Source organism: Pseudomonas sp. AP19 (assembly GCF_001728855.1).
GTDB classification, from domain to species: domain Bacteria; phylum Pseudomonadota; class Gammaproteobacteria; order Pseudomonadales; family Pseudomonadaceae; genus Aquipseudomonas; species Aquipseudomonas fluorescens.
This window is the reverse complement of sequence record NZ_LXJP01000019.1, coordinates 44,937-69,836: the sequence shown is the minus strand read 5'-3', so window position 1 is coordinate 69,836 and position 24,900 is coordinate 44,937. Positions and strand designations below refer to the sequence as shown.

Genomic DNA, 24,900 nt, shown 5'->3' with positions numbered 1-24,900 from the left:
TTTCAACGGATCAGTTTTTCGCCTGGTCGTTCGCAGCCGGGGCGGCAGCCTTCGGTGCGGCTTTTTTCGCGGCAGGCTTGGCAGCGGCTTTTTTCGCAGCTGGCTTGGCGGCAGCTTTCTTGGCCGGGGCCTTTTTCGCCGGAGCCGCTTTTTTCGCAGCCGGGGCCGGCACAGGGGCTGGCGCAGTTTGCACAGCGACCATGTCAGCGACCGGTGGTTTGCCCGAGTTGTACTTGCTCAGCAACGCCAACATAGTTGTACGCTGAGTGAACAGGATTTCCATGCGACGATTCAGCGCACGGCCCTGGTTGCTGTCGTTGGCGGCACGCGGCATAAGGTCACCCATGCCACGCATCATCAGGCGATCCTGCTTCAAACCGCTGAGGCTGAAAATCGAAGCGATGGACTGCGCACGCTCGCGGGTCAACGCCTGGCTCACCGGTTCGGCACCATTGGTGTCGACGTGGCCAAGAACCAGCACCGCGGTCTTCGGATCGCCTTCAACCGCCTTGGCAACGCGGGTGAACGGGCCCAAGGTCACCGGCAGCAGCATGGCTGGACGTTTCGGGTTGTAGGAGCCATCAACCGGCGCGATCACCACGAGTACGTTCTCGCGACGCTCCAGCTGCAGGTTGCTGTCCTTGATGGCGGCGCGCAGGCGCGGCTCATAGTCGTCCAGCCAGGCTTGGGTGATTTTCGGGTCTGGCATCGGCACGTTGGTCACATCGACCTTGGCCAGTGGCTTCGGCTTGCTTTCGAAAGGCCACCACCATTTGGTCTCGGTGTCGGTCTTGGCGACAGCCGGCGCAGCGTCCGGGGTGGCAGCCGGAGTTGCAGCCTTGAGGTCGGCTTTCAGGTCGGCCTTGGCATCAGCGGCCTTTTCATCAGCGCTTTTGGAGAAGAACGGCCACCAGCTGGAACCGGTGTCAGCCTTGGCGACCGGAGCAGGTGTGGCAGCAGCGGCAGGCGCTGGAGCAGCAGCTGCGGCAGCAACCGGCGCGACAGGCTTGGCGCCCGCAGCAGGTTTGGCATCCGGTTTGGCGTCGGTTTGGGTCACTGCGTCCTTGGTAGCAGCCTTATCAGATCCAAATGACCACCAATGCCCACCTTCGGCATCATTTTGTGGTGTTTGTGCGCAGCCAGTAATAGTGAGGCACAGCGCCAGTGCCAAGGACTTGTTCGATAACATGAGATATCCACAAAATGAGAAAAAACCAGGGGGTCTGGTGACCCGTTAAACAGACGCTTACAGAACATTAAAGTTACAAAATTTCGTTCAGCGCCTTCTTATACTTGCCTTTGTAACAAAAAAACGTGAAACAGCAAGCTCTTTACAGACAACCGGCCAATATTCCGACCAACTTCTGTGCACGCGGGTCCATAAGTACATAAGGCCCCAGTGTATTAGTCACGAAACCAAACGCTACATCATGTTCAGGGTCGGCAAACCCGACCGAACCACCCGCGCCCGGGTGCCCAAACGCATGTGGGCCAAGGCCGAACGTGGCGTTAGGCAATTGCGGCTGATCCAACATGCAGCCCAAACCGAATCGGGTTTGGGTCAATAAGGTTTTATCCGGCCCAATACTGTGTTCACGTGTCAATTGTTCGAGCATGTCGGCTTCGAGCAAACTACCGTCCAACAATCCGCTATAAAAGCCTGCCAGGCTGCGCGCATTACCGTGACCATTTGCCGCTGGCTGCTGCATGCGCCGCCATTCGGGTTTATTAGTGCTGGTCAGAATAGACGGGGGATTGGCAAACGCACGTGTCGTCATGGCGTTCGGTTCGCGCATCATTACTTGAAGTAAGCGTTGCGCGGCTTCATCGCCCATATTGCCTTTGCTGCGCGCAATATGTGCCACACGATAAAACTCTTCGTCCGCCAGGCCGACATGAAAGTCCAGGCCCAAAGGCCGCGCAACCCGCGCCACAATCGACTCACCCGGCCCGCGCCCATCGGCGCGGCGCAGCAACTCGCCGACCAGCCAGCCGTAAGTGATGGCTTCGTAACCATGCCCTTGGCCCGGCGTCCACCAAGGGGCCTCGGCCGCAAGGGTGTCGACCATCAACGGCCAGTCATACAGGGCTTCAGTGGGCAGCATCTCGCGAATCGCCGGCAGCCCGGCCTGGTGGCAAAGCAACTGGCGCAAGGTGATGGTGTCTTTACCGGCCGCCGCAAACTCGGGCCAATAGTTGGCGACAGGGGCGTCGAGTTGCAACTTGCCCTCAGCCACCAATTGCAGGGCCGCCACAGCGGTGAAGGTCTTGGTGCAGGAAAACAGGTTGACGATGGTGTCGCTGTGCCAGGCCTCAGCGCCATCCTTGTCGGCGGTACCCGCCCACAGGTCGACGACTGTTTCGCCGCCGATCTGGATACACAGCCCGGCACCACGCTCCTGCGGGTCATCGAACAATGCGGCGAATGCTTCACGTACCGCTTCGAACTGGAGCGTGTAATGACCCTGAATCTGCACCTAAGCCGCCTTGGAAAACACCGTAAGAATTGGCCGACATTGTTCCAGTCCTTGTGCGATTTGTGAACCCGTCAACGATGAATCAATGGCCATTTCCAGAGTGACCGCCAGCATGCCCGGCGCCCTGCCCCGGGCCTTTGCCTTCATGCCCCGACTTACCGCCTGCATGCTCACGCAGCGCGCTGGCCGCCGTGGCCTTTTCGGCCTCTTTGCCCAGTTGCGCCACCGCTGCCAGGTTGCTTTTGCGCACGCTGTCGACAAAGCCCTGGAACGGCACATCGGTGATGCCCACCAGCCCGAAGTGGCCGTTCTCGCCGTCGAGCAGGCGCCCGGTCACCGGCTGGTCCAGATACTGGAACCAATGCACACCGACGATCGACGGCTCGGCCATGGCCTGTTTGAGGAAGTTGCCGTACGCCGCGCCGCGGTCTTCTTCCCGGGCCAGTTGAGTGACGCCGCCCCAGAACGGGCCACGGTCTGCCGAGCCAAAGTTGAACTCGGTGATCAGTACCGGTTTGTCCAGCGCGCGCAAGGCAGCGAAGTCATAACCGTCCTGAGGCTTGAGGGTGTACATATTGAAGCTCAGCACATCGCAATACTGGGCGCAGGACGCCACCGATTCAGGCGTGCTGACGGCATACCGGCCACCCAGCAACAATTGGTTGGGTGCGTGCCATTTCAGCGAATCGGAGATGGTCTTGAAGTAGGCATCGGCGAAGGTCTGCTGGAAGTATTTAAAGTCAGCTTCGATTTCCGGGTGCTCGGGGTTCGGCATCGGCGGTTCGAACCCCGGGTCTTCCATCAGCTCCCAGCCGGACAAGTGAATACCCCAGGCTTTCGAGAGGCCGTCTTCGTTACGGTATTTGTCGCGCAGTTGCTTGAGGAACGCGCGCTTGGCCGGTACGTCAGTGGTCATGCGCAGCGTGCCGTAGGCCAACGCGTAACGGGATTTGGGATCGTCACCCGGACCGGCCCAGGCCAGCTCGTTGTCGGCGAAAAAGCCGATCAGCCAGGGGTCGTCGCGGTGATCGCGGGCGGCAATCGCCACGGCGCGCTCGGTGGCCATGGCAAAACGCGGGTCGAATGGGTCGGGCATGCCGCCCCACCAATCGGTGCCGGTGCTGATGCTGGCGTAGTCACCGACAATCGACAGCGGCAAGGTGTACGGCACGCGGTCGGCGGTGGCCAAGGCTGCGTCGCTCCAGTTGCCTACGGTGTTGAAACCCCAGGCTTGCAGACGGTCGAGGGTGTGGGTGACCCAGCGCTTCTGGTCGAAACCGTCAGTGCCGTAGGCGCGCTGCAAGTTGGCGCCGTAAAAATCGTACCAACGCCCGACATTGAAGCCACGGCCCTGGTCGGCGCCGTTGCCGCCACGGTTATCGCCGCTTCCGTAATACTTGTCGAACGGCTCACCGGCCTTGGGCAATGCGGCAAACATCCACTCGCGCCCAGCCACGTAGGTCTGATTGTTGTCCGGGGCTACGGTGTTAACGCCCAGGGAGTAGAAGGGATGGCCTTGTGGCGTCACCAGGTACCAACGACCGTCGCGCTTCTCGGTGCGGAAAAACCCGCTCGCTTCAAACGCTGGGCCTTTGTTCCAGCCGCCATATTGGTCCAGGGCTGATTTGTCGCGCTCGGCCAGCCAACCTTTGAGCTGTTGCTGCTCCTTGGCGGCGGCGGCCTTGAGTTGCTCGTCGCTGCTGACTTTTTCCGGCCAACGCGCGCGCGTGGACTGGCCATAGGCATCGACCACTTCGCTGTAGGCCGCCTTCAGCACCGGCTCGAGGTCCTGTACACCGAAGCGTTCCAGCAGGATGCTTTGGGCCGCATTGGGCTTGATCATCGACAATGTCACCGAGGCCACCTGGCTGCGGTCGATCTCACCGGCGCTGCCGGCCAGCAGCACACGTTGGCCATCCACGGTGATGGGCATCGGCGGGCCAGCCTTCATGCCCTGGCTCAGCGGCGAGTTAGCTTGCAACGGGATCAACAGGGTCTGCACCGGGCCGGCCGGCAGGTCGATGCGGCTGACCAGGGTTTTACCATCCGTGCTCTGCACCTTCACGTACAGGGTCAGCGCCCAGTCCATGGCGCTCTGGATACGCAGGCTCATGGCGCCGGACTGCGACCAGTCCCACACGCCGCTCTGCGGGCTGAGCACCAGGCTCGGTTCGGCCGCCGGGTTGAAGGTGATGCGGCGCAGCACTTCGCCTTCGGCGGTTTGCTCGGCATTGTATTGGGGCAGGCTGGCGTCCTGGGTCGCCACCTTGACCACATCGGCAGGCCGGACGAAGTTGAACAGCGTTTGTTGCCCGGCAGGCGCGGCCATCAAGGGCGCGGTGAACAACAAGGCAAACAGAGCGGGCAGCGTGCGAATCATACGAACAAGGTTCTCCCAAACGGCCGGTGACTGGCCTGATGACATAAAGCGTTGGCAGTGAGATAGACCACGCAGTGGGCGAATTCGCCCACGGTGGCTCAGGAAATTTCGCGCCTGAACGGCGGCAAGGCATTGAGGATAGCTTTGCCGTAGCGCTGCGTGACCAAACGGCGGTCGAGCAAGGTGATGGTGCCGCGGTCTTCTTCGGTGCGCAGCAAGCGACCGCAAGCCTGGACCAGTTTCAAGGAGGCATCCGGCACCGAGATTTCCATGAACGGGTTACCGCCCCGCGCTTCGATCCATTCGGCCAGGGCCGCCTCGACCGGATCATCCGGCACCGAGAACGGGATTTTGGCGATCACTACGTGTTCGCAGTAGGCTCCGGGCAAGTCCACGCCTTCGGCGAAGCTGGCCAGGCCGAACAGCACGCTCGAATCCCCACCATCGACCCGTGCCTTGTGCTTGTTCAGGGTCTCCTGCTTGGACAGGTTGCCCTGGATAAACACTTGCTTGCGCCAGTCGCGGTCGAGGCCGTCGAACACGTCCTGCATCTGTTTACGCGAAGAAAACAGCACCAGCGTACCGCGCGAACCTTCAACCAACTCCGGCAGGTCGCGGATAATCGCAGCCGTGTGCGCCGCGGCATCGCGCGGGTCGGCCTTGAGGTCCGGCACCCGCAGCACGCCCGCGTCGGCGTGATGAAACGGGCTCGGGACCACAGCGGTGACGGCTTTTTTCGGCAACCCGGCACGCATGCGGAAACGATCAAAAGTGCCCAAAGCCGTCAGCGTGGCCGACGTTACCAGGCAGCCGTAGGCCACGTTCCACAGATTGCGGCGCAGCATTTCGGCGGCGAGGATCGGGCTGGCGTTGACCTCGATATCAAACAGCGCGCCGCTTTCCGACAAGGTCAGCCAGCGCGCCATCGGCGGGTTGTCTTCCGGGTCTTCAACGGTGAAGGCGGTCCACAGCTCCCAGTTGCCTTGGGAACGCGACAGCAGGCTGCCGAACAACGGGTACCATTCTTCGGCCTGGTTGCTGGCGATGCCGATGTTGACCTCGCCGTCCATGCCTTCCTTGAGCAGGTCAGTCAAACGGGTAAACAGGTCGGTCAGGCGCGAAAAGCCCTTTTTCAGTTCAATGCCCATTTCGCGCATGTGCTCGGGGATCAAACCGCCAACAAAGCGATGACGCGGCCGCTCCCGGCCTTCCACGTCTTCACCGGGCTTGAAATCGGCCACCTGCTCACAGGCACTGAACATGAATTGCTGCTGGGTCTTGATCTCCCGCGCCAGCTCCGGCACTTGCTCGATCAGCTTGCCCAGGTCGCCGGGCAGCGGGTGTTGAGCCAGCAGTTTGGTGAGGTTCTTGGCGGTGGTTTCCAGCCAATCGGCGGTGGAGCGCAGGCGCGTGTAGTGGGCGAAGTGGCCGATGGCTTTATCCGGCAGGTGGTGGCCTTCGTCGAATACGTAAAGGGTGTCGCGCGGGTCCGGCAATACGGCACCGCCGCCCAGGGCCAGGTCAGCCAGGACCATGTCGTGGTTGGTGACGATCACGTCGACCTTGCCCATGCCTTCGCGGGCCTTGTAGAAGGCGCACTGGCCGAAGTTGGGGCAATGGCGGTTGGTGCACTGGCTGTGGTCGGTGGTCAGGCGCGCCCAGTCGGCATCTTCCAGGGCGGTGGGCCAGCTGTCGCGGTCGCCGTCCCATTTATTGCCGGCGAGCTTCTCGATCATGCTGGTGAACAGCTTCTGGCTGACTTCATCAACCTCGATCTTGAAGCCTTCTTCTTCGAACAGCGAAGCCGTGGCGGTTTGTGCGTGGCCTTCCTGCAGCAATACATCGAGCTTGGACAGGCACATGTAGCGGCCACGGCCCTTGGCCAGGGCGAAAGTAAAGTTCAGGCCGCTGTTGCGCATCAGGTCGGGCAGGTCTTTGTAGACGATCTGCTCTTGCAGCGCGACAGTGGCGGTGGCGATCACCAGGCGTTTGCCTGCAGCCTTGGCGGTAGGGATCGCGGCCAGGCTGTAGGCCACGGTCTTGCCCGTACCGGTGCCGGCCTCGACGGCCACGACTGCGGGGTCGCCACTGCGCCGACCTTCGTCGTCGGTGTCGATATCCCCGAGGACTTTGGCCACTTCGGCGATCATCAGGCGTTGGCCGTAGCGCGGTTTCAAGCTCTTGGCTTCGAGAAAACGCGAATAGGCGCCCTGGATCGTGGTTTTGAGTTCAGTGCTGATCATGGATTGTCGGGCGCAAAAAACGCTGGATAAATTTTCAGTGGTTCGGATCGGCCGCTATCATACCCCGCTAATTAATCCCGCGCAGAACGGAGTACCACAATGACCGCGTTTAGCCTCGCTTACACCCTGCATGTACTGGCCGCCCTGATCTGGGTTGGCGGTATGTTTTTCGCCTGGATGATCCTGCGCCCCGCCGCCATGGCGGCACTTGAGGGCCCTGCCCGGCTCAAGCTGTGGGCAAATGTGTTTCAACGTTTCTTCGTATGGGTCTGGGTCGCGGTGCTGGTTTTGCCGATCAGCGGCATCGGCCTGCTGCAACTGCGTTTCAGCGGTTTCGAAACCGCGCCGCGCTATGTGCAGGTGATGATGGGGTTATACCTGGTGATGACGGCGCTGTTTATCCGCATCCAGGCATTGAAGTTCCCGGAACTGCGCGCAGCGGTGGCCGCTGAGGATTGGCCGGCGGGTGCGGCTGCGCTGGGGCAGATTCGCAAGCTGGTGGGGATTAATTTGATCGTGGGGCTGGTGGTGGTGGCGATGGCTTCGGCTCGGCCGATGTTCTGAGGCGATCGTTAGTCCGCCATCGCGGGCAAGCCCGGCTCCCACATTGAAATGCAATCACCTGTGGGAGCCGGGCTTGCCCGCGATGGCGTCAGACCCGTCGACTCAGAGCCGCTGAATAGTCACAGCCCCTGCCGGCCCAGCCGGCCCCGGTGGCCCTTCCAGCCCTGGGCGTCCCTTGGCGCCGCCATCGGCGCGATACACCAGGCAACCTTTAGACTGCCCACCTTTGCCGGGCTTGCCCGCTGTTCCGGCCAGGCCACCCGCTCCGCCATCGACCCAGACCTTGATCTGTTCAGCCGGGAAGCTCTGTGGCAACTCGACGCGCACCTGCGCGCCCGCCGCGCCTGGCAGACCATCGCCACCGTTATCGCCATTGGCGCCACGCCCCGCCGAACCCCAGGTGCAACCGGGGTCCACGCCGTTGGCACCATCCAGGCCGGCATACCCTTGGGCGCCGGCGCCACCTCGAGCATCCACCGACAATTGTTCGGCGGTCAGGGCATTGATACGCAGGACCAGATCCCGCCCGGCCTTGGCTGGCCGTTCATGGGTGCCCGGGGCACCGCGCGAGGTGATCTGGCTGCCATGCTCAAGTTGCGCATTGCGCACCTGCAATTGCAGCGCAGTATTGCCGGGGGCGATCGCGATACGCGCTTCGCGGCCCAGGTGCAACTCATCCACGCTGACCTGAGTGATCGTCGCCGGGACCAACAATGTGCCGTAGTCCGCCACATCCAGGCGTTCGAGCTGCAAAACGCTGGTGCTGCTGGGCAGACGCATCAACGAGTTGGTTTCAACACTGACACTTTGGGCCAGGGCGATGGGGCTGACCAACAGGGCCAACAGAAAAACCTTACGCATGACTGGCCTCCTTGTTCGTTTCATTAAACTCTGCAGGCGCCGACAGGCCCCGCACATGGAACATCCCCACCAGCAGAATCTGCAAGCGGTCACGCCAGGGGTGGGCACGGTGCTTCACGCTGCTGTTGAACAACAGCAGTTCCAACAAGTGGGTAAGGAACAGCAGACTGCCGGCCAGGCTGACCAACAGGTGAAACGGATTAGTCAGCGGCCGGAACAGATTGACCAGCACCACGCCCCAGAACAGCAACGTCAGACATTTTCCCAGCCCCCAAAACACTTTCATCCCGCATGCCCCTGCCTATTATTCTTTGGGCGCACAGTACCGACTTCTGCAGGCGATTTGCCAGTGAAGGATGAAAAAACTTGAGGGGGATCGCCGGCAATGCCCCTGTGGCTCGCACAGGGGCAAGGGTGGTCAGCGGTTGATTTGGATTTCCACGCGGCGGTTCAATGCACGCCCTTCAGCGGTTTTGTTGTCTGCTACCGGGTGGCTTTCGCCCGCGCCGGTCACCGACACAAAGTTACTGCGCGGTACACCGGAACTGATCAAGTAGTCGGTGACCGAATGGGCGCGTTTTTCCGAGAGCCTTTGGTTATAGGCGTCTTTACCGACGCTGTCGGTATGCCCACTGACCCGCAGTTGCGCGCTTGGGGCTTCTTTTTTCAGGCGAGTGGCTATCACGTCGAGTTTGGTTTTATCCGCCGCCGTCAACTTGGCCGAGTCGAACTGGAAGTGGACATCACGAATCACGATGGTCTCTTCCTTGACCACGACAACTTCCTCAACCACCGCTGCCTGCACAGGCGCGGGTGGGCAACCGTTGGCGTCGACCTGCACCCCTTTCGGCGTGCCTGGGCACTTGTCGCGGCTGTCCGGCACACCATCGCCATCTTCGTCGCCATCACCATGTACCCAGCAATAGGCACCGGCCATGCCGCCGACCAGCAACGCGCCATAGCCGGCGTACGCCGAACTTTTTGTGGCGCCAATCGCGGCACCGGTCACACCACCGACGGCTGCACAGGTGGGCCAATCGGTTTTTTGCAAACCTGCGCAACCTGTCAATACTCCGGTTAGCAGAACCAAGGGTAGAGCTGTCCGCATGATGCTCATGTGCTTTCTCCTGAGGGTATCGGCGGGGGCCGATGGGTGGAGTAAAGACCGCTCTTTTCATCTGCGCCAGTACGCCACACCCCCGGTTTCATTGAGGATCGCTGCTCTTGGCGGACTTTTCGCCGCCGCCCGCTCTAGGCCCGCACGCTCAGCCGCGCTAGTCTCTAGGGTCATGATGTGAGGATCTCTGATGACCGCTGGCATTTCTTCCCGTACACCCCAGCAAGCCCTGGCCGCTTTGCTCGATTTACACCAACCCAAACGCCTGTTGCTGTTGGGTGCCAGCCAGTTTCCGGCGCTGGAGGCCTTTCAGGCCGAGCATCCGCAGACCCAAGTGTCGATCGCCCCGCCCGGGCCGTTGCCGGCAGAACTGGCGGCGCAGCGTTTTGACCTGGCATTGGTGGTCGATTGCCTGGAGCATCTGTCAAAACCGCAGGGCCTGACCCTGCTCGGCGGCATTCGCAACCTCAACAGCAGCCGCATTGCGGTGTTGGTGGACCTGAGCGCCTGCGGCTGGAAAGACACCGACTTCTTCTCCCTGGCGTTGCAAGCCGGCGAGCGCTTCCAGCGTGACGATCAGGTCCTGACGCTGTTCACCTATGATCTGCTTGACTATAAACAAGTGCCGGACTGGCTCAACGCCCGCTTCTGGGCCAACCCGGAAAACTTCGGAAAGTATTGGTGGTAACCATGAGTACATCCATATGCCCCTGCGGCAGTGGCAACCTGCTGGATGCCTGCTGCGGCCATTATCACGCCGGCCACCCCGCGCCCTGCGCCACCGCGCTGATGCGCTCACGCTACAGCGCCTATGTGCTGGGCCTGGTGGACTATCTGGTGGCCACCACCGTGCCGGCGCAGCAAGCCGGCCTGGACCGCGCTGCCATCGGCGCCTGGAGTGCCCAGAGCACTTGGCTGGGCCTTGAAGTGGAAAGCTCGGAGGTGTTCGGCGGCCAGCCCGAACATGCCTTTGTGACCTTTACCGCACGCTGGCACGACGGTAGCGGAGAACACAGCCACCGTGAGCAATCTTCTTTCGTACAGAATGATGGGCGCTGGTACTTCATTGACCCGACGGTTGAAGTGAAGGTTGGGCGCAATGATGTATGTTTGTGTGGCAGCGGGCAGAAATTCAAGAAGTGCTGTTCCGGCTACCTCTAATCAACTCAAGGATAACGCCATGCTCCGGATGTACAGCTTGATGCTGGCGTTGACCCTGAGTCTGACCGGGTGTGCTTCATGGTTCGAAGACGACACGCCCGCGCCTCACGTCTCGCTGGTGAAAGTTGAAGTGGTACGGGCCAAGTTGCTGGAACAAAAGTTCAAGCTGTACTTTCGCGTGGACAACCGTGACGACGCGGACCTCACGGTGCGCGGGTTGATCTACAAAGTCACCCTGGGCAGTTTCGTGCTGACCGAAGGCGAGTCCAACGAATGGCTCACCATACCGCCGCGAAGCCATGGGTTTTTCCGGGTGTCGGTGCGTACCAACCTCTGGCCAAAGATTCGCGATGTGGTGCAGATGTTGAAAAACCCCACCAAGCCCGTCCCCTATCGTCTGGAAGGCGAGCTGAAAACCGGATTATTCATCGGTAATGACGTGCAGGTCGCCCACAATGGCGAGATAATCCCCGGCGATTTTATTCCGGAGCGACATCGATGACTCAGCAACCCCATGTCCATGGTCCTGACTGCAACCACGATCACGATCACCATGATCACGACCACGGCCATGTCCACGGCCCGAACTGCGGCCACGCTCACCAGGAGCCGGTGCGCAACACCCTGAAAGACGTTGGTCGCAACGACCCTTGCCCATGCGGCAGCGCGAAGAAATTCAAGAAGTGCCACGGGGCCTGATGCCCTGAGTGCAGTCAATGTGGGGGCTGGCGTGCCTGCGCCCACATTTGCACGTGATTTCAGTTCAGGGTTTCTCTGAAACAGCAACAGCCCCTGCCATCCCCCCGCCCTCGCGATGACTCACATTCAAGCGCCCGTGATGCGCCCGCCCAAAGGTGTGCGCGGTGTAAAACGCTTCTAACGGTAGCGCTAAATGTTTCATTGAATTTTCGCGCCCCAAACATCACCTATACCTACAGGCATTCGCTCATTTGGAGAGCTTCATGATCGACCTGTATTACTGGACTACCCCCAACGGTCACAAAGTATCGCTGTTTCTGGAAGAAGCCGGTCTGCCCTACAAGGTGCACCCGATCAATATCGGCCAGGGCGACCAGTTCAAGCCGGACTTCTTGAAGATCGCTCCCAACAACCGTATTCCGGCCATCGTCGATCAGCACCCGAGCGACGGCGGCGCGCCGATTTCGCTGTTTGAATCAGGCGCAATCCTGCTGTACCTCGCGGAAAAAACCGGCCAGTTCATTCCCAAAGACCTGCGCGGTCGCCAGGAAGCGTTGCAATGGCTGTTCTGGCAAATGGGTGGGCTTGGGCCGATGGCCGGGCAGAACCATCACTTCAGCCAGTTCGCACCAGAGAAAATCCCCTACGCGATTAAACGCTACGTAGATGAAACCGCGCGCCTGTATGGCGTGCTGGACCGGCGCCTGGCGGATCGTCCGTTCGTGGCGGGCGAGGCGTACAGCATTGCTGACATGGCGATTTACCCGTGGATTGTTTCCCACAAATGGCAGAGCCAGCGTCTGGAGGATTTCCCCCACGTTCATCGCTGGTTCAACAGCATCAAAGAGCGGCCGGCGACGGTTCGGGCGTATGAACTGGTACAGAAGGTGAATCCGCCCAAATCCTGATTCAAAGTCTTGCTCGGTGAAACTGTGGGAGCGGGCTTGCTCGCGAACGGGGTGGTTCAGTCAGACCTTGATTGACTGACACACCGCGTTCGCGAGCAACCCCGCTCCCACCTATGATTTGCGCAAGACCCAAACTCCTGCTTGCGTCGTTTCGCCACGCTCACTAACGTAGCGCCTTTAATGACGCTACCCCCCGCAGGAGCTTTGCCATGGCCTCGCCAGCCCTCTCACATTTTCTTCCCCGGTTCGGCGTTGCCGCGGCAGTAGCCAGTGCATTAAGCCTGGCCGGTTGCCAGATCCAGAGCACCCAGGACACCCTGCCTCCCGTCGCCGGTGTGCAGCCGATCAAAGGCCTGGCACAGAATGTTTCGGTGCGCCGCAACGCCCAGGGCATGCCGCTGATCGAAAGCAACACCTTCCATGACGCGCTGTTCAGCCTTGGTTATGTGCACGCCAGCGATCGCATCACGCAGATGGTCACCTTGCGCCTGCTGGCTCAGGGCCGGCTGGCGGAAATGTCCGGCGCGGACATGCTGGACGTCGACCGTTTCATGCGGGCCGTTAACCTGAAAAAAAGCGCCGGCGAGCTGTATAACGCCTCCTCACCGCGCCTCAAGCGCTTCTTTGAAGTGTATGCCCGTGGCGTCAACGCCTACCTGTTCCGCTACCGCGACAAGCTGCCGCCGGACTTGGCCCAGACGGGCTACAAGCCGGAGTACTGGAAACCGGAAGATTCGGCACTGCTGTTCTGCCTGCTGAACTTCAGCGAGTCGAGCAACCTGCAGGAAGAGCTGTCGTCGTTGGTGCTCGCGCAAAAGGTCGGCGTCGACAAACTCGCCTGGCTCACCCCAAGCGCGCCGGACGAGCCGATCCCGCTGGCCGAAACCGACAAGCTCAAAGGCGTCAACCTCAGCCAGATCACCGGCCTGGCCGGGCTGGAAAGCGTTGGTCAGCAGTTGAGCAGCGTGAATGCGCTGGCCGTTACCACGTCAAGCAACTGGGCCATCGGCCCGCAACGCAGCCGCAGCGGCAAAAGTTTGCTGGCCAACGACCTCGCGGCCCAGCCACAAGCACCGTCGCCGTGGAACTACGTGCAGATTCGCGCGCCGAAATACCAGGCGGTCGGCGCCTCGATTGCCGGCCTGCCGACCCTGCTGTCGGGCTTCAACGGCAAAGTGGCGTGGAGCATGAGCGCCGTCAAAGGCGATACCCAGGACCTGTTCCTGGAGAAGGTCAAGCGCCAGGGCAGCGCGTTGTACTACGAGAACAACGGCAAATGGCTGCCGGCCGCCGTGCGCAATGAAACCTACCTCGCCAAGGGCCAACGGCCGATTCGCGAAGTGGTGTACGAAACCCGCCACGGCGCCCTGCTCAACAGCAGCCAGGCCCTGACCAGCGGTTTCGGCCTGGCCCTGCAAACCGCCGATTTCAAGGATGACAAGAGCCTGGATGCGTTCTTCGACCTGTCCCGCGCACAAAGCGCCGGCAAGGCCTCGGATGCGACCCGGGAAATCCGTGCCATCGCCCTGAACATGATTTTCGCCGACGCCAGCAGCATTGGCTGGCAAGTCACCGGCCGCTTCCCCAACCGCCGCGAAGGCGAAGGCCTGCTGCCCTCGCCGGGCTGGGACGCGCGTTTTGACTGGGACGGTTACGCCGACGCGATGCTGCACCCCTACGATCAAGACCCGGCCCAAGGCTGGATCGGCACCGCCAACCAACGCACCGCGCCACGCGGCTATGGCATGCAGCTGTCCAACTCCTGGGATGCACCGGAACGCAGCGAGCGTCTGGCGCAACTGGCCAACGCCGGCAAGCATGACGCGCGCAGCATGATCGCCATGCAGTACGACCAGACCACCACGTTCGCCGCCAAACTCAAGAGCATGTTCCAGGCGCCGGGCATGGCCCAGCCGCTGAAACAGGCAATCGAGGCATTGCCGGCAGCCGAAGCGGCCAAGGCGCGCGAGGCGCTGACTCGCCTGATGGCTTTTGATGGCCGCCTGGCGCCGACTTCCGCGGACGCAGCGATCTACGAGCTGTTCCTGCAGGAAAGCACCAAACAGATCTTCCTCGACGAACTCGGCCCGGAAAACAGCGCCAGCTGGAAAGCCTTTATCAGCAACGCCAACGTGTCCTACTCCGCCAACGCCGACCACCTGCTGGGCCGCGAAGACAGCCCGTTCTGGGATGACGTGCGCACCGCGCAAAAAGAAGACAAGCCGGCGATCCTGGCCCGCAGCCTCGCCGCCGCAATCAGCGCCGGCGACAGCCAACTGGGCAGTGATCGCAAGGCCTGGCAGTGGGGCAAGTTGCACAGCACCACCTGGAAAAACACCAGCGGCCAAGTGATTCGTGGCCCATTCGCCAGTGGCGGCGACCACAACACCTTGAACCCGGCGCCGTATCGCTGGGGCCAGGACTTCGCGACGACCCAAGTGCCGGCGCTGCGCATGATCGTCGACTTTGGCCAGGCCGAACCGATGATGGGCCAGGGCGGCATCGGCCAGTCCGGCAACCCGGCCAGCCCGAACTATGCGAACGGCATCGACCCGGCGCTCAAGGCGCAATACCTGAGCTTCCCGATGCAGCCGCAGAATTTTGACAAGGTATATGGGAAGACCCGGTTGACCCTGACGCCCGGCAAGTAACCCGGTTTTTGACTGAAGAAACCGAATCAAACCGGTGGGAGCGGGCTTGCTCGCGAATGCGCTCGATCAGTCACTCAAGAATGGGCTGAACCCGCGCTTTCGCGAGCGAGCCCGCTCCCACATTGACCTTACGCATTCCGATAGAACTTCTCGCCCCACCGTCCCCTCATACCTGATAAGCCCATTGCCCGCGGCACGCCCATGGACCTTGTCATCGCCCGGCCCGAAGGCCTCTACTGCCCCGCCGGTGATTTTTACATCGACCCTTGGCGCCCCGTCGAGCGCTCGGTCATCACCCACGCCCACGGCGACCACGCCCGCACGGGCAACCAGCACTATCTGGCGGCCGCGCCCGGCGAAGGCATCCTGCGCTCGCGGTTGGGTCAGGACATCAACCTGCAGACCCTCGCCTACGGTGAAAAACTCCTGCACCACGGCGTCACGTTGAGCTTTCACCCCGCCGGGCATGTGCTCGGCTCAGCCCAGGTGCGACTGGAATACCAGGGCGAAGTCTGGGTCGCATCCGGTGACTACAAGGTCGAACCCGATGGCACGTGCGCGCCTTTCGAGCCGGTGCGTTGCCACACCTTTATCACCGAATCCACGTTTGGCCTGCCGATCTATCGCTGGCAGCCCCAGGCGCAGATCTTCGCCGGGATCAATGATTGGTGGCAGGCCAATATCGCCGCCGGCAAGGCCAGCGTGCTGTTCTGTTATTCCTTCGGCAAAGCCCAGCGCATCCTGCACGGCATCGATGCCAGTATCGGCCCGATCCTCAGCCACGGTGCGGTCGAACCCTTGAACCGCGTGTACCGCGAGGCCGGGGTCTATATCCCCGAAACCCTTTATGCTGGCGACGTTAACAAAACCGACCCGCTGCTGCGCCAAGCCTTGATCATTGCGCCACCCTCCGCCGGAGGCAGCAGCTGGATACGCCGCTTCGGCGACTACAGCGACGCGTTCGCCAGCGGCTGGATGCGCCTGCGCGGCACTCGGCGACGGCGCGGTGTGGACCGCGGCTTTGTGCTGTCGGACCACGCCGATTGGCCCGGCCTGTTGTGGGCCATCGAGCAAACCGGCGCCGAGCGGGTGATGGTCACCCACGGCTCCGTAGGCGTATTGGTGCGCCACCTGCGCGAAAAAGGCCTGGACGCCCAGGGCTTCACCACCGAATACGGTGATGATGAAGAAGAGGCCACGGCATGAAAGCATTCGCCGAGTTGTACGCCAACCTCGACGCCACCACGTCCAGCAACGCCAAGCTTGCCGCGCTGCAAACCTACTTTCGCCAAGCACCGCCACAGGATGCCGCGTGGGCCGTGTACTTCCTGTCCGGCGGGCGGCCGCGTCAACTGGTGCCCACACGCTTGCTGCGGGACATGGCCACCGAAGCGTCGGGCATTGAACCCTGGTTATTCGAGGAAAGTTACCAGTCCGTCGGCGACTTGGCGGAGACCATTTCCCTGCTGTTACCGGAATCGACCTACACCTCGGAAGACGGTCTGGCGGTATGGCTGGAAGAAAAGCTCCTGCCCCTGCGCGGTCTGCCGCCGCTGGAACTGGCCGAACGCCTGCCGGCGTTATGGGCGCAACTGGATCAACCGAGCCTGATGGTGTGCATCAAATTGATCACCGGCAGTTTTCGCGTGGGTGTGTCTAAATTGCTGGTCACCCGCGCCCTTGCCGCCATGGCCGACCTCGACAGCAAACGCGTGGCCCAGCGCTTGGTGGGCTACACCGACCTGTCCAACCGTCCGACAGCCGAAGGCTACCTCAAGCTAATCGCCGCCGAATCGTCCGACGAACATGCGCAACGCGGCGGCCAACCTTATCCATTTTTCCTCGCCCACGGGTTGGCCCAACCAGTGGAGCAATTCGACGCCCTGCTCGGCTCCCCCGCCGACTGGCAGGTGGAATGGAAATGGGACGGCATCCGCGCGCAACTGGTCAAGCGTGAAGGTCGCCTATGGGTCTGGTCTCGGGGGGAAGAGCTGGTCACCGAACGATTTCCTGAACTGCACAGCCTGGTGAGTGGGCTGCCGGATGGCACGGTAATCGACGGCGAAATCGTGGTGTGGAAGGACGCAGTGCAGCCTTTCGCACGCCTGCAACAGCGCATCGGCCGCAAAACCTTAAGCAAAAAAGTCCTTGAGGACGCGCCGGTCGCCGTTTTGGCCTACGACCTGCTGGAATACCAGGGCGAAGACTGGCGCAACCACACCCAGGCCGAGCGCCGCGCCCAGCTTGAGCAGGTGATTGCGCAGTGCAACCAACCGATACTGTTGCCATCACCGCTGCTGACCGGTGACAGCTGGGCGGACCTCGCCCAACAACGTGAGGACTCTCGCCGCCTCGGCGTGGAGGGCATGATGCTCAAGGCGCGTGAGGGTCTCTACGGCGTAGGCCGTACCAAGGACATGGGCGTGTGGTGGAAATGGAAAGTCGACCCGTTCAGCGTCGACGCCGTGTTGATTTACGCCCAGCGCGGCCATGGCCGCCGTGCCAGCCTGTATAGCGACTACACCTTCGCGGTGTGGGACGGCCCGCCGGGAACTGAACGCACGCTGGTGCCGTTCGCCAAGGCGTATTCGGGCCTGACTGACGAAGAAATGCGCAAGGTCGATGCCATCGTGCGTAAAACCACGCTGGAAAAATTCGGCCCGGTCAGCAGTGTGACGCCGAGCATGGTGTTTGAACTGGGGTTCGAGGGGATCGCCCTGTCCAAGCGGCACAAGAGCGGGATTGCGGTGCGGTTTCCGAGGATGCTGCGCTGGCGCCAGGATAAGGCGGTGGACGAGGCCGACAATCTGGGAACGCTGCAGGACTTACTGGCCTGACGCTTCTTCTGCAATCCCCTCAATGATTGTGGGAGCAGGCCAGCTCGCCGGTTTTTATCCGCATGCGCCTCTAAATGGTGCGCTGAAAAATTCATGCCCATTTTCGGGCATCTCCTACACTCAGAACTCCCTCGTCCTTCCTTTTAAAACAATCATTCGGAACGACATTCGGAACTATGGTGCAGAAATTGCTACCTGTGATCCGTCTGACACCGTTCAGTAACAGTCATAAACGCGCCACAAGCGCTTATCTTGGTTTCCAGGGATTACATAATGAAAAAAGCATTGCTGACCCTTTCTGCACTGGCTCTGTGCATGGCTGCTGGTGTTGCTACAGCCAAGGAATACAAGGAATTGCGTTTTGGTGTCGATCCTTCCTACGCGCCGTTCGAATCCAAGGCCGCCGACGGCAGCCTGGTAGGCTTCGATATCGACCTGGGCAATGCGATCTGCGCCGAGCTGAAGGTCAAGTGCAAGTGGGTCGAAAGTGACTTTGACGGCATGATTCCAGGCCTCAACGCCAACAAGTTCGACGGCGTGATTTCCTCGATGACCGTGACCGAAGCCCGTGAAAAGGCGATCGACTTCTCCAGCGAGCTGTTCTCCGGCCCGACTTCGCTGGTGTTCAAGAAAGGCGCGAACTACTCCACGCCTGAGTCGCTCAAGGGCAAATCCGTGGGTTACGAGCAAGGCACCATCCAGGAAGCCTACGCCAAGGCCGTATTGGATAAAGCCGGTGTCACCACCAAGGCTTATGCCAACCAGGACCAAGTGTACGCCGACCTGACTTCCGGTCGTCTCGACGCTTCGGTGCAGGACATGCTGCAAGCCGAACTGGGCTTTTTGAAGTCGCCAGCGGGCGCTGGCTACGAAGTCAGCAAGGCCATCGATGACCCACTGTTGCCATCCAAAACGGCGGTCGGTATCAAAAAAGGTAACAAAGACCTCAAGGCCCTGCTCGATAAAGGTATCAAAGCGTTACACGATGATGGCACCTACGCCACCATCCAGAAGAAACACTTCGGCGATCTGAACCTGTACAGCGGTAAATAACACCCTGGCGCCCACCTTTTTCAGGTGGGCGCTTTTTTATCGCCATAGGTCCTGAATTCATGTTTGAAGATCTTTTGCAAACCCTGGGGCTGAGTGCCTTCAGTTTGAAGGGGTTCGGCCCGCTGTTGCTGCAAGGTACGTGGATGACCGTGAAACTGTCGGTCGCCTCCCTGGCCGTCAGCGTTCTACTGGGCCTGATCGGCGCCAGCGCAAAACTGTCCAGCGTCAGCCTGATCCGCATCCCCGCCCAGCTCTACACCACCTTGATTCGCGGCGTGCCCGACCTGGTGCTGATGTTGCTGATTTTCTACAGCCTGCAAATCTGGCTGACCGGTTTTACCGACTTCATGGAATGGGACTACATCGAGATCGACCCATTCAGCGCCGGGGTTATCACCCTGGGCTTCATCTACGGTGCCTACTTCACCGAGACCTTTCGCGGCGCCATCCTCGCGGTGCCCCGTGGTCAGCTCGAAGCCGCGACCGCCTATGGGCTGACTCGCGGGCAGCGGTTTCGCTTTGTAACTTTCCCACAGATGATGCGCTTTGCCCTGCCGGGCATCGGTAACAACTGGATGGTGATGCTCAAGGCCACCGCGCTGGTGTCGATCATCGGTCTCGCTGACCTGGTCAAGGCTGCCCAGGATGCGGGCAAGAGTACCTATCAACTGTTCTACTTCCTGGTAATCGCGGCATTTATCTACTTGCTCATCACCAGCGCCTCTAACTTCGTCCTGCGTCGGCTTGAACGTCGCTACTCCGCTGGGTCCAGGGAGGCCGTGCGATGATCGAACTTCTGCAGCAATACTGGCGCCCCTTCCTTTATAGCGACGGCCAGCACATTACCGGGCTGGCGATGACCATGTGGCTGCTCAGCGCCTCGCTGGTGTTTGGTTTTCTGGTGTCGATCCCGCTGTCCATCGCCCGCGTGTCGCGCAAACGCTATATTCGCTGGCCGGTGCAGTTCTACACCTACCTGTTTCGTGGCACGCCGCTCTATATCCAACTGCTGATCTGCTACACCGGGATCTACAGCATTGCCGCCGTACGCGCGCAGCCGGTGCTGGATGCGTTCTTTCGCGACGCGATGAACTGCACCATCCTGGCGTTTGCCCTCAATACCTGCGCCTACACCACCGAGATTTTCGCCGGGTCGATCCGCAGCATGGCCCACGGTGAGGTCGAGGCGGCCAAGGCCTATGGCCTGAGCGGTTGGAAGCTGTATGCGTATGTGATCATGCCGTCGGCCCTGCGCCGCTCATTGCCGTACTACAGCAATGAAGTGATCCTGATGCTGCACTCGACCACCGTGGCCTTTACCGCAACGGTGCCGGACATTCTCAAGGTTGCCCGGGACGCCAACTCGGCCACCTACATGACCTTTCAATCATTCGGTATCGCCGCACTGATCTACCTGACCGTGACCTTTGCCCTGGTCGGTCTGTTTCGTCTGGCGGAGCGCCGCTGGCTGGCCTTCCTCGGGCCGAGCCACTAAGGAGCATTCATGCGTCATCAGGTACACGAACTGATCGCGCCGGTGCCAGGTACGGCGCGGCAGATTCACAGTTTCCACTTCGGCCCGGAACAGGCTGAAGGCAAGGTCTACATCCAGTCATCGCTGCATGCCGATGAACTGCCGGGCATGCTGGTGGCCTGGCACTTGAAGGCGCGTCTTGCCGAGCTGGCCGCTGCCGGACGGCTGCTGAGTGAAGTCGTGTTGGTGCCGATCGCCAACCCGGTGGGCCTGGATCAGGTGTTGATGGACATCCCACTGGGCCGCTACGAACTGGAAAGCGGGCAGAACTTCAATCGCCTGTTTGTCGACCTCAGCGACGAGGTTGGTAATCAGGTCGAAGACCTGCTGGGAGAGGACCCCAAGCATAACGTCGAACTCATTCGCGACGCCCTGAGCCTGGCCCTTGCGGCGCACACCGCGCAGACCCAGTTGCAATCCCAACGCCTGGTGCTGCAACGCCTGGCCTGCGACGCTGACATGGTGCTGGACCTGCATTGCGACTTTGAAGCCGTGGCGCACCTGTACACCACGCCCGAGGCCTGGCCGCAGGTGGAGCCATTGGCGCGCTATATCGGCTCGGAAGCCAACTTGCTCGCCACCGATTCCGGCGGGCAGTCCTTTGATGAGTGTTTCACCCTGGTGTGGTGGCAGTTGCAGCAACGCTTCGGCGAGCGCTTCCCGATTCCCATGGGCAGCTTTTCGGTGACCGTCGAACTGCGCGGCCAAGGCGACGTCAACCACGGCCTGGCCGGCCTCGATTGCCAGGCGATTATCGACTATCTGATTCACTTCGGCGCCATTACCGGCGACGCGGCGCCATTGCCCGACTTGCCCTACCCGGCCACCCCACTGGCGGGTGTCGAGCCGGTCACCACGCCCGTCGGCGGCTTGCTGGTGTTCAGCGCCCTGCCGGGCGAATACCTGGAGGCGGGGCAACTGATCGCTGAAATCATCGACCCTATTACTGACCGCGTAACGCCCGTGCACTGCAAAAATGCCGGCCTGCTTTACGCCCGTTCGCTGCGGCGCATGGCCACTGCCGGCATGGTGATCAGCCATGTCGCCGGCACTGAAGCCTACCGCAGTGGCTACCTACTTTCGCCTTGAGGATGCACGCCCCATGTACAAATTGACCGTTGAAGGCCTGCATAAAAGCTATGGCGACAATGAAGTGCTCAAAGGTGTCTCGCTCAAGGCCAAGACCGGTGACGTGATCAGCCTGATCGGCGCCAGTGGCTCGGGCAAGAGCACCTTTTTGCGCTGCATCAACTTTCTGGAAACCCCCAATGACGGCGCGATGACCCTCGACGGCCAGCAGATCCGCATGGTCAGCGACCGCCACGGCATGCGCGTGGCCGACGACGCCGAGCTGCAACGCCTGCGCACGCGCCTGGCAATGGTGTTCCAGCATTTCAACTTGTGGAGCCACATGAGCGTGCTGGAAAACATCACCATGGCCCCGCGCCGGGTGCTGGGTTGCAGCAAGAAGGACGCCGAAGACCGCGCCCGTCGCTACCTGGACAAAGTGGGTTTGCCGGCGCGCGTGGCCGATCAATACCCGGCGTTCCTGTCCGGTGGCCAGCAGCAACGCGTGGCCATCGCCCGTGCCCTGGCCATGGAGCCTGAGGTGATGCTGTTCGACGAACCCACCTCGGCCCTCGACCCGGAACTCGTGGGCGAAGTGCTGAAAGTGATCCAGGGGCTGGCCGAGGAAGGCCGCACCATGATTATGGTCACCCACGAAATGAGCTTTGCCCGCAAGGTGTCGAGCCAGGTGCTGTTCCTGCACAAAGGCCTGGTGGAAGAGCAAGGCACGCCCGAAGAGGTGCTGGGCAACCCGAAGAGCGAGCGCCTGCAGCAATTTCTGAGCGGTAATTTGAAGTAAACCTTTGCGGCGCCTGGAGGGTCTTTGAAAGACAACCTCCAGAGCGTCAGCCGCCCCATGGCAAAACCCCTCGACTTCGCAAAACACTGGTTTGCCGCCAAGGGCTGGAAGCCGTTCGCCTTTCAAAAGGCCGTATGGGCAGCGGTCAAGGAGGGCCAGTCGGGGTTGCTGCATGCCAGCACCGGCGCGGGTAAAACCTACGCGCTGTGGTTTGCCGCCCTCAATCGTTTCGCCATCACTCGCCCGCCCGCCACCGGCAAACGCAAAGCGCCTGCTGAGCCGCTCAGCGTGTTGTGGATCACGCCCATGCGCGCATTAGCCGCCGACACCGCCCGCGCTCTGGAAGCGCCGCTTGCGGCCTTGCAGATTCCCTGGAGCGTCGGCCTGCGCACCGGCGACACCAGCAGCAGCGAACGCGCACGCCAGACGCGTCGGCAACCTACCGCGCTGGTCACCACACCGGAAAGCCTGACGTTGATGCTGGCGCGTGCCGACAGTGAAACGAGCCTGGCGCATCTGCGCATGGTGATCGTGGATGAGTGGCATGAACTGATCGGCAATAAACGCGGGGTACAACTGCAACTGGCGTTGGCGCGTTTGCGGCGCTGGCATCCGGAGCTCGTGGTGTGGGGCATTTCGGCAACGCTGGGTAATCAGGCCCACGCCTTGGAGGTCCTGGTCCCACAGGGCGGCGGGATCAATGTGCAGGGGCAAACGGCTAAAGAGCTGAAGGTCGACACCCTTTTGCCGCCCGTTGCCGAGCGTTTTCCCTGGGCCGGGCATATCGGTTTGAAAATGTTGCCGCAGGTCGTGGCCGAAGTGGATACCAGCAGCAGCTGCCTGGTCTTTACCAATACCCGGGCGCAGTCGGAGATCTGGTACCAGGCGTTGCTGGAGGCACGCCCGGATTGGGCCGGCGTGATTGCTTTGCACCACGGCTCGTTGTCGCGGGAGACGCGTGACTGGGTGGAGCGGGCCTTGAAGGATGGCCAGTTGAAAGCGGTGGTGTGTACCTCCAGCCTGGACCTGGGCGTGGATTTCCTGCCGGTGGAGCGGGTGCTGCAGATCGGCTCGGCCAAAGGCGTCGCGCGCTTGATGCAACGCGCGGGGCGCTCCGGCCATGCGCCGGGGCGGCCGTCACGGGTGACGCTGGTGCCAACCCACAGCCTCGAATTGGTGGAAGCGGCAGCGGCGCAGGATGCCATCGCCCTGCGGCACATCGAAGCCCGAGAATCGCCTTACAAACCATTGGATGTGCTCGTACAGCACCTGGTCAGCATGGCCCTGGGCGGTGGGTTTATCCCCCAGGCGCTGCTGGCGGAGGTGCGCGGTGCCTGGGCCTATCGCGACCTCACAGACGCCGATTGGGCCTGGGCGCTGGGGTTTGTGCGCCATGGCGGCCTGTCACTGACTGCCTACCCGGACTATCGCCGTGTGGAGCCCGACGAACAGGGTATCTGGCGTGTGCCGGATGCCCGCCTGGCGCGCCGTCACCGCATGAGCGTGGGCACGATCGTCAGCGACGCCAGTATTCAGCTGAAATTCTGGAGCAAGGGCGGTGGCGGCAAGAACCTGGGCAGTGTCGAGGAAGGCTTTATCGCCCGACTCAAACCCGGGGATGGTTTTCTGTTTGCCGGGCGTTTACTGGAGCTGGTGCGGGTGGAAAACATGACCGCCTATGTGCGACGCAGCACCGCGAAAAAAGCCGCCGTGCCGCGCTGGAATGGCGGGCGCATGCCGCTCTCCAATGAGTTGGCCCAAGCGGTGGTTGAGCGTTTTGATGCCGCCGCGCACGGGCGATATGACGGCCCTGAGATGCGGGCGGTGCAACCGTTGCTGCACACTCAGTTGCGCTGGTCGGGCCTGCCAACGCGCGAGCATTTACTCGCCGAAGCCCTGAAATCGCGGGAGGGCTGGCACCTGTTTCTCTACCCGTTTGCGGGGCGCCAGGTGCATCTGGGGCTGGCGAGTCTGTTGGCGTGGCGGGTCAGCCAACTGCAACCGGTGACCTTTTCGATTGCCGTGAATGATTACGGCTTGGAACTGTTGAGCGCCACGCCGGTGGACTGGCCGCTTTTATTGAACGAGGCGCTGCTGAGTCCGGCGAATTTATTGCCGGATGTAGCGGCCAGCCTGAACGCAGGTGAACTGGCCCTGCGCCGCTTTCGCGAAATCGCACGCATCGCCGGGCTGGTGTTTGCCGGCTACCCCGGCGCGCCGAAAAGCACCCGTCAGGTGCAGGCGTCCAGCGGCTTGTTCTATGAAGTGTTCAAGCAATACGACCCGCAGAACCTGCTGCTGACCCAGGCCGGGGAAGAAGTCCTGCGGGACGAGTTGGATATTCGTCGCCTGGAAGACACCCTGCGCCATCTGGTGGCGCTGAAACTGGACCTGCATGCGATCGAACGGCCTACACCGCTGGCCTTCCCACTGCTGGTGGAGCGGATGCGCGAAAGCATGAGCTCGGAAAAGCTGTCCGAGCGCATTGCGCGGATGGTCCGGGACCTGGAAAAAGTCGCAGACAACGGGGAGCGCTAAGCGTGTATTC

Annotated in this window: 22 protein-coding genes; 15 read left to right on the top strand and 7 right to left on the bottom strand. The window is 61.4% G+C overall.

Annotated features, from left to right (window positions below; genetic code table 11):
- Positions 1-10: 10 nt before the first annotated feature.
- The 4 genes from A7D21_RS15365 to dinG form a co-directional block, all read right to left on the bottom strand.
- A complete protein-coding gene (locus tag A7D21_RS15365; RefSeq protein ID WP_053254780.1) occupies positions 11-1,189 on the bottom strand; it encodes an OmpA family protein in 1,179 nt (392 codons plus the stop codon).
- Between the two features lie 142 nt (positions 1,190-1,331).
- The gene (locus A7D21_RS15360; RefSeq protein ID WP_053254779.1) at positions 1,332-2,477 is read right to left on the bottom strand and encodes a serine hydrolase domain-containing protein; all 1,146 of its coding nucleotides are present in this window, start codon (positions 2,475-2,477) and stop codon (positions 1,332-1,334) included.
- An 82-nt stretch (positions 2,478-2,559) separates the two neighbouring features.
- Positions 2,560-4,857, bottom strand: a complete 2,298-nt coding sequence (locus A7D21_RS15355) for a beta-galactosidase (RefSeq protein WP_053254778.1) — start codon at positions 4,855-4,857, stop codon at positions 2,560-2,562.
- A gap of 98 nt (positions 4,858-4,955) precedes the next feature.
- On the bottom strand, positions 4,956-7,100 hold the full coding sequence (gene dinG, locus A7D21_RS15350; protein ID WP_053254777.1) for an ATP-dependent DNA helicase DinG: 2,145 nt from the start codon (positions 7,098-7,100) through the stop codon (positions 4,956-4,958).
- A 99-nt stretch (positions 7,101-7,199) separates the two neighbouring features.
- Here dinG and A7D21_RS15345 point away from each other — a divergent pair, with 99 nt between their 5' ends.
- A complete protein-coding gene (locus tag A7D21_RS15345; protein ID WP_053254776.1) occupies positions 7,200-7,664 on the top strand; it encodes a CopD family protein in 465 nt (154 codons plus the stop codon).
- Between the two features lie 102 nt (positions 7,665-7,766).
- Here the strand turns inward: A7D21_RS15345 and A7D21_RS15340 are convergent, their stop codons facing one another.
- From A7D21_RS15340 to A7D21_RS15330, 3 genes are all read right to left on the bottom strand, one after another.
- Complete coding sequence (locus A7D21_RS15340) at positions 7,767-8,525, bottom strand: collagen-like triple helix repeat-containing protein (RefSeq protein WP_069552045.1); 759 nt, start codon at positions 8,523-8,525, stop codon at positions 7,767-7,769.
- Positions 8,518-8,811, bottom strand: a complete 294-nt coding sequence (locus tag A7D21_RS15335; RefSeq protein ID WP_053254774.1) for a DUF1145 domain-containing protein — start codon at positions 8,809-8,811, stop codon at positions 8,518-8,520. The genes A7D21_RS15340 and A7D21_RS15335 overlap by 8 nt, the downstream gene beginning before the upstream one ends.
- 132 nt (positions 8,812-8,943) lie before the next feature.
- Positions 8,944-9,642 (bottom strand): OmpA family protein, encoded by a 699-nt coding sequence (locus A7D21_RS15330; protein WP_053254773.1) that lies wholly within the window; start codon positions 9,640-9,642, stop codon positions 8,944-8,946.
- Between the two features lie 190 nt (positions 9,643-9,832).
- Between A7D21_RS15330 and A7D21_RS15325 the strand changes: the two genes are divergently transcribed.
- The 14 genes from A7D21_RS15325 to A7D21_RS15260 all read left to right on the top strand — a co-directional run bounded on the left by A7D21_RS15325 (position 9,833) and on the right by A7D21_RS15260 (position 24,890).
- Entirely contained in the window at positions 9,833-10,330 is a 498-nt protein-coding gene (locus A7D21_RS15325; RefSeq protein WP_053254772.1) for a DUF6231 family protein, read from the top strand.
- A gap of 2 nt (positions 10,331-10,332) precedes the next feature.
- Positions 10,333-10,803: a YchJ family protein gene (locus tag A7D21_RS15320; RefSeq protein WP_053254771.1), complete on the top strand. Its 471-nt coding sequence runs from the start codon at positions 10,333-10,335 to the stop codon at positions 10,801-10,803.
- A gap of 19 nt (positions 10,804-10,822) precedes the next feature.
- Complete coding sequence (locus tag A7D21_RS15315; protein ID WP_053254770.1) at positions 10,823-11,305, top strand: LEA type 2 family protein; 483 nt, start codon at positions 10,823-10,825, stop codon at positions 11,303-11,305.
- Positions 11,302-11,502: an SEC-C metal-binding domain-containing protein gene (locus tag A7D21_RS15310; RefSeq protein ID WP_053254769.1), complete on the top strand. Its 201-nt coding sequence runs from the start codon at positions 11,302-11,304 to the stop codon at positions 11,500-11,502. Before A7D21_RS15315 ends, A7D21_RS15310 begins: the two co-directional genes overlap by 4 nt.
- Before the next feature lie 263 nt (positions 11,503-11,765).
- On the top strand, positions 11,766-12,410 hold the full coding sequence (locus A7D21_RS15305; protein WP_069552044.1) for a glutathione S-transferase N-terminal domain-containing protein: 645 nt from the start codon (positions 11,766-11,768) through the stop codon (positions 12,408-12,410).
- 209 nt (positions 12,411-12,619) lie between these two features.
- Positions 12,620-15,061 (top strand): penicillin acylase family protein, encoded by a 2,442-nt coding sequence (locus A7D21_RS15300; RefSeq protein ID WP_069552043.1) that lies wholly within the window; start codon positions 12,620-12,622, stop codon positions 15,059-15,061.
- 201 nt (positions 15,062-15,262) lie between these two features.
- Positions 15,263-16,267: a ligase-associated DNA damage response exonuclease gene (locus A7D21_RS15295; RefSeq protein ID WP_053254766.1), complete on the top strand. Its 1,005-nt coding sequence runs from the start codon at positions 15,263-15,265 to the stop codon at positions 16,265-16,267.
- Entirely contained in the window at positions 16,264-17,898 is a 1,635-nt protein-coding gene (locus tag A7D21_RS15290) for an ATP-dependent DNA ligase (RefSeq protein WP_069552042.1), read from the top strand. The genes A7D21_RS15295 and A7D21_RS15290 overlap by 4 nt, the downstream gene beginning before the upstream one ends.
- Before the next feature lie 273 nt (positions 17,899-18,171).
- Entirely contained in the window at positions 18,172-18,951 is a 780-nt protein-coding gene (locus tag A7D21_RS15285) for a transporter substrate-binding domain-containing protein (protein ID WP_053254764.1), read from the top strand.
- Positions 18,952-19,010: 59 nt separating this feature from the next.
- Positions 19,011-19,739: an ABC transporter permease gene (locus tag A7D21_RS15280; RefSeq protein WP_053254763.1), complete on the top strand. Its 729-nt coding sequence runs from the start codon at positions 19,011-19,013 to the stop codon at positions 19,737-19,739.
- Positions 19,736-20,446, top strand: coding sequence for an ABC transporter permease (locus tag A7D21_RS15275; protein ID WP_053254762.1), 711 nt, complete (start codon positions 19,736-19,738; stop codon positions 20,444-20,446). Before A7D21_RS15280 ends, A7D21_RS15275 begins: the two co-directional genes overlap by 4 nt.
- Positions 20,447-20,455: 9 nt before the next feature.
- Positions 20,456-21,574 (top strand): succinylglutamate desuccinylase/aspartoacylase family protein, encoded by a 1,119-nt coding sequence (locus tag A7D21_RS15270; protein ID WP_069552041.1) that lies wholly within the window; start codon positions 20,456-20,458, stop codon positions 21,572-21,574.
- A 13-nt stretch (positions 21,575-21,587) separates the two neighbouring features.
- Entirely contained in the window at positions 21,588-22,352 is a 765-nt protein-coding gene (locus A7D21_RS15265; protein WP_053254760.1) for an ABC transporter ATP-binding protein, read from the top strand.
- A gap of 57 nt (positions 22,353-22,409) precedes the next feature.
- Positions 22,410-24,890 carry a ligase-associated DNA damage response DEXH box helicase gene (locus tag A7D21_RS15260; RefSeq protein ID WP_053255349.1) on the top strand — a complete coding sequence of 827 codons (2,481 nt, stop codon included), beginning with the start codon at positions 22,410-22,412 and terminating at the stop codon, positions 24,888-24,890.
- Positions 24,891-24,900: the final 10 nt, after the last annotated feature.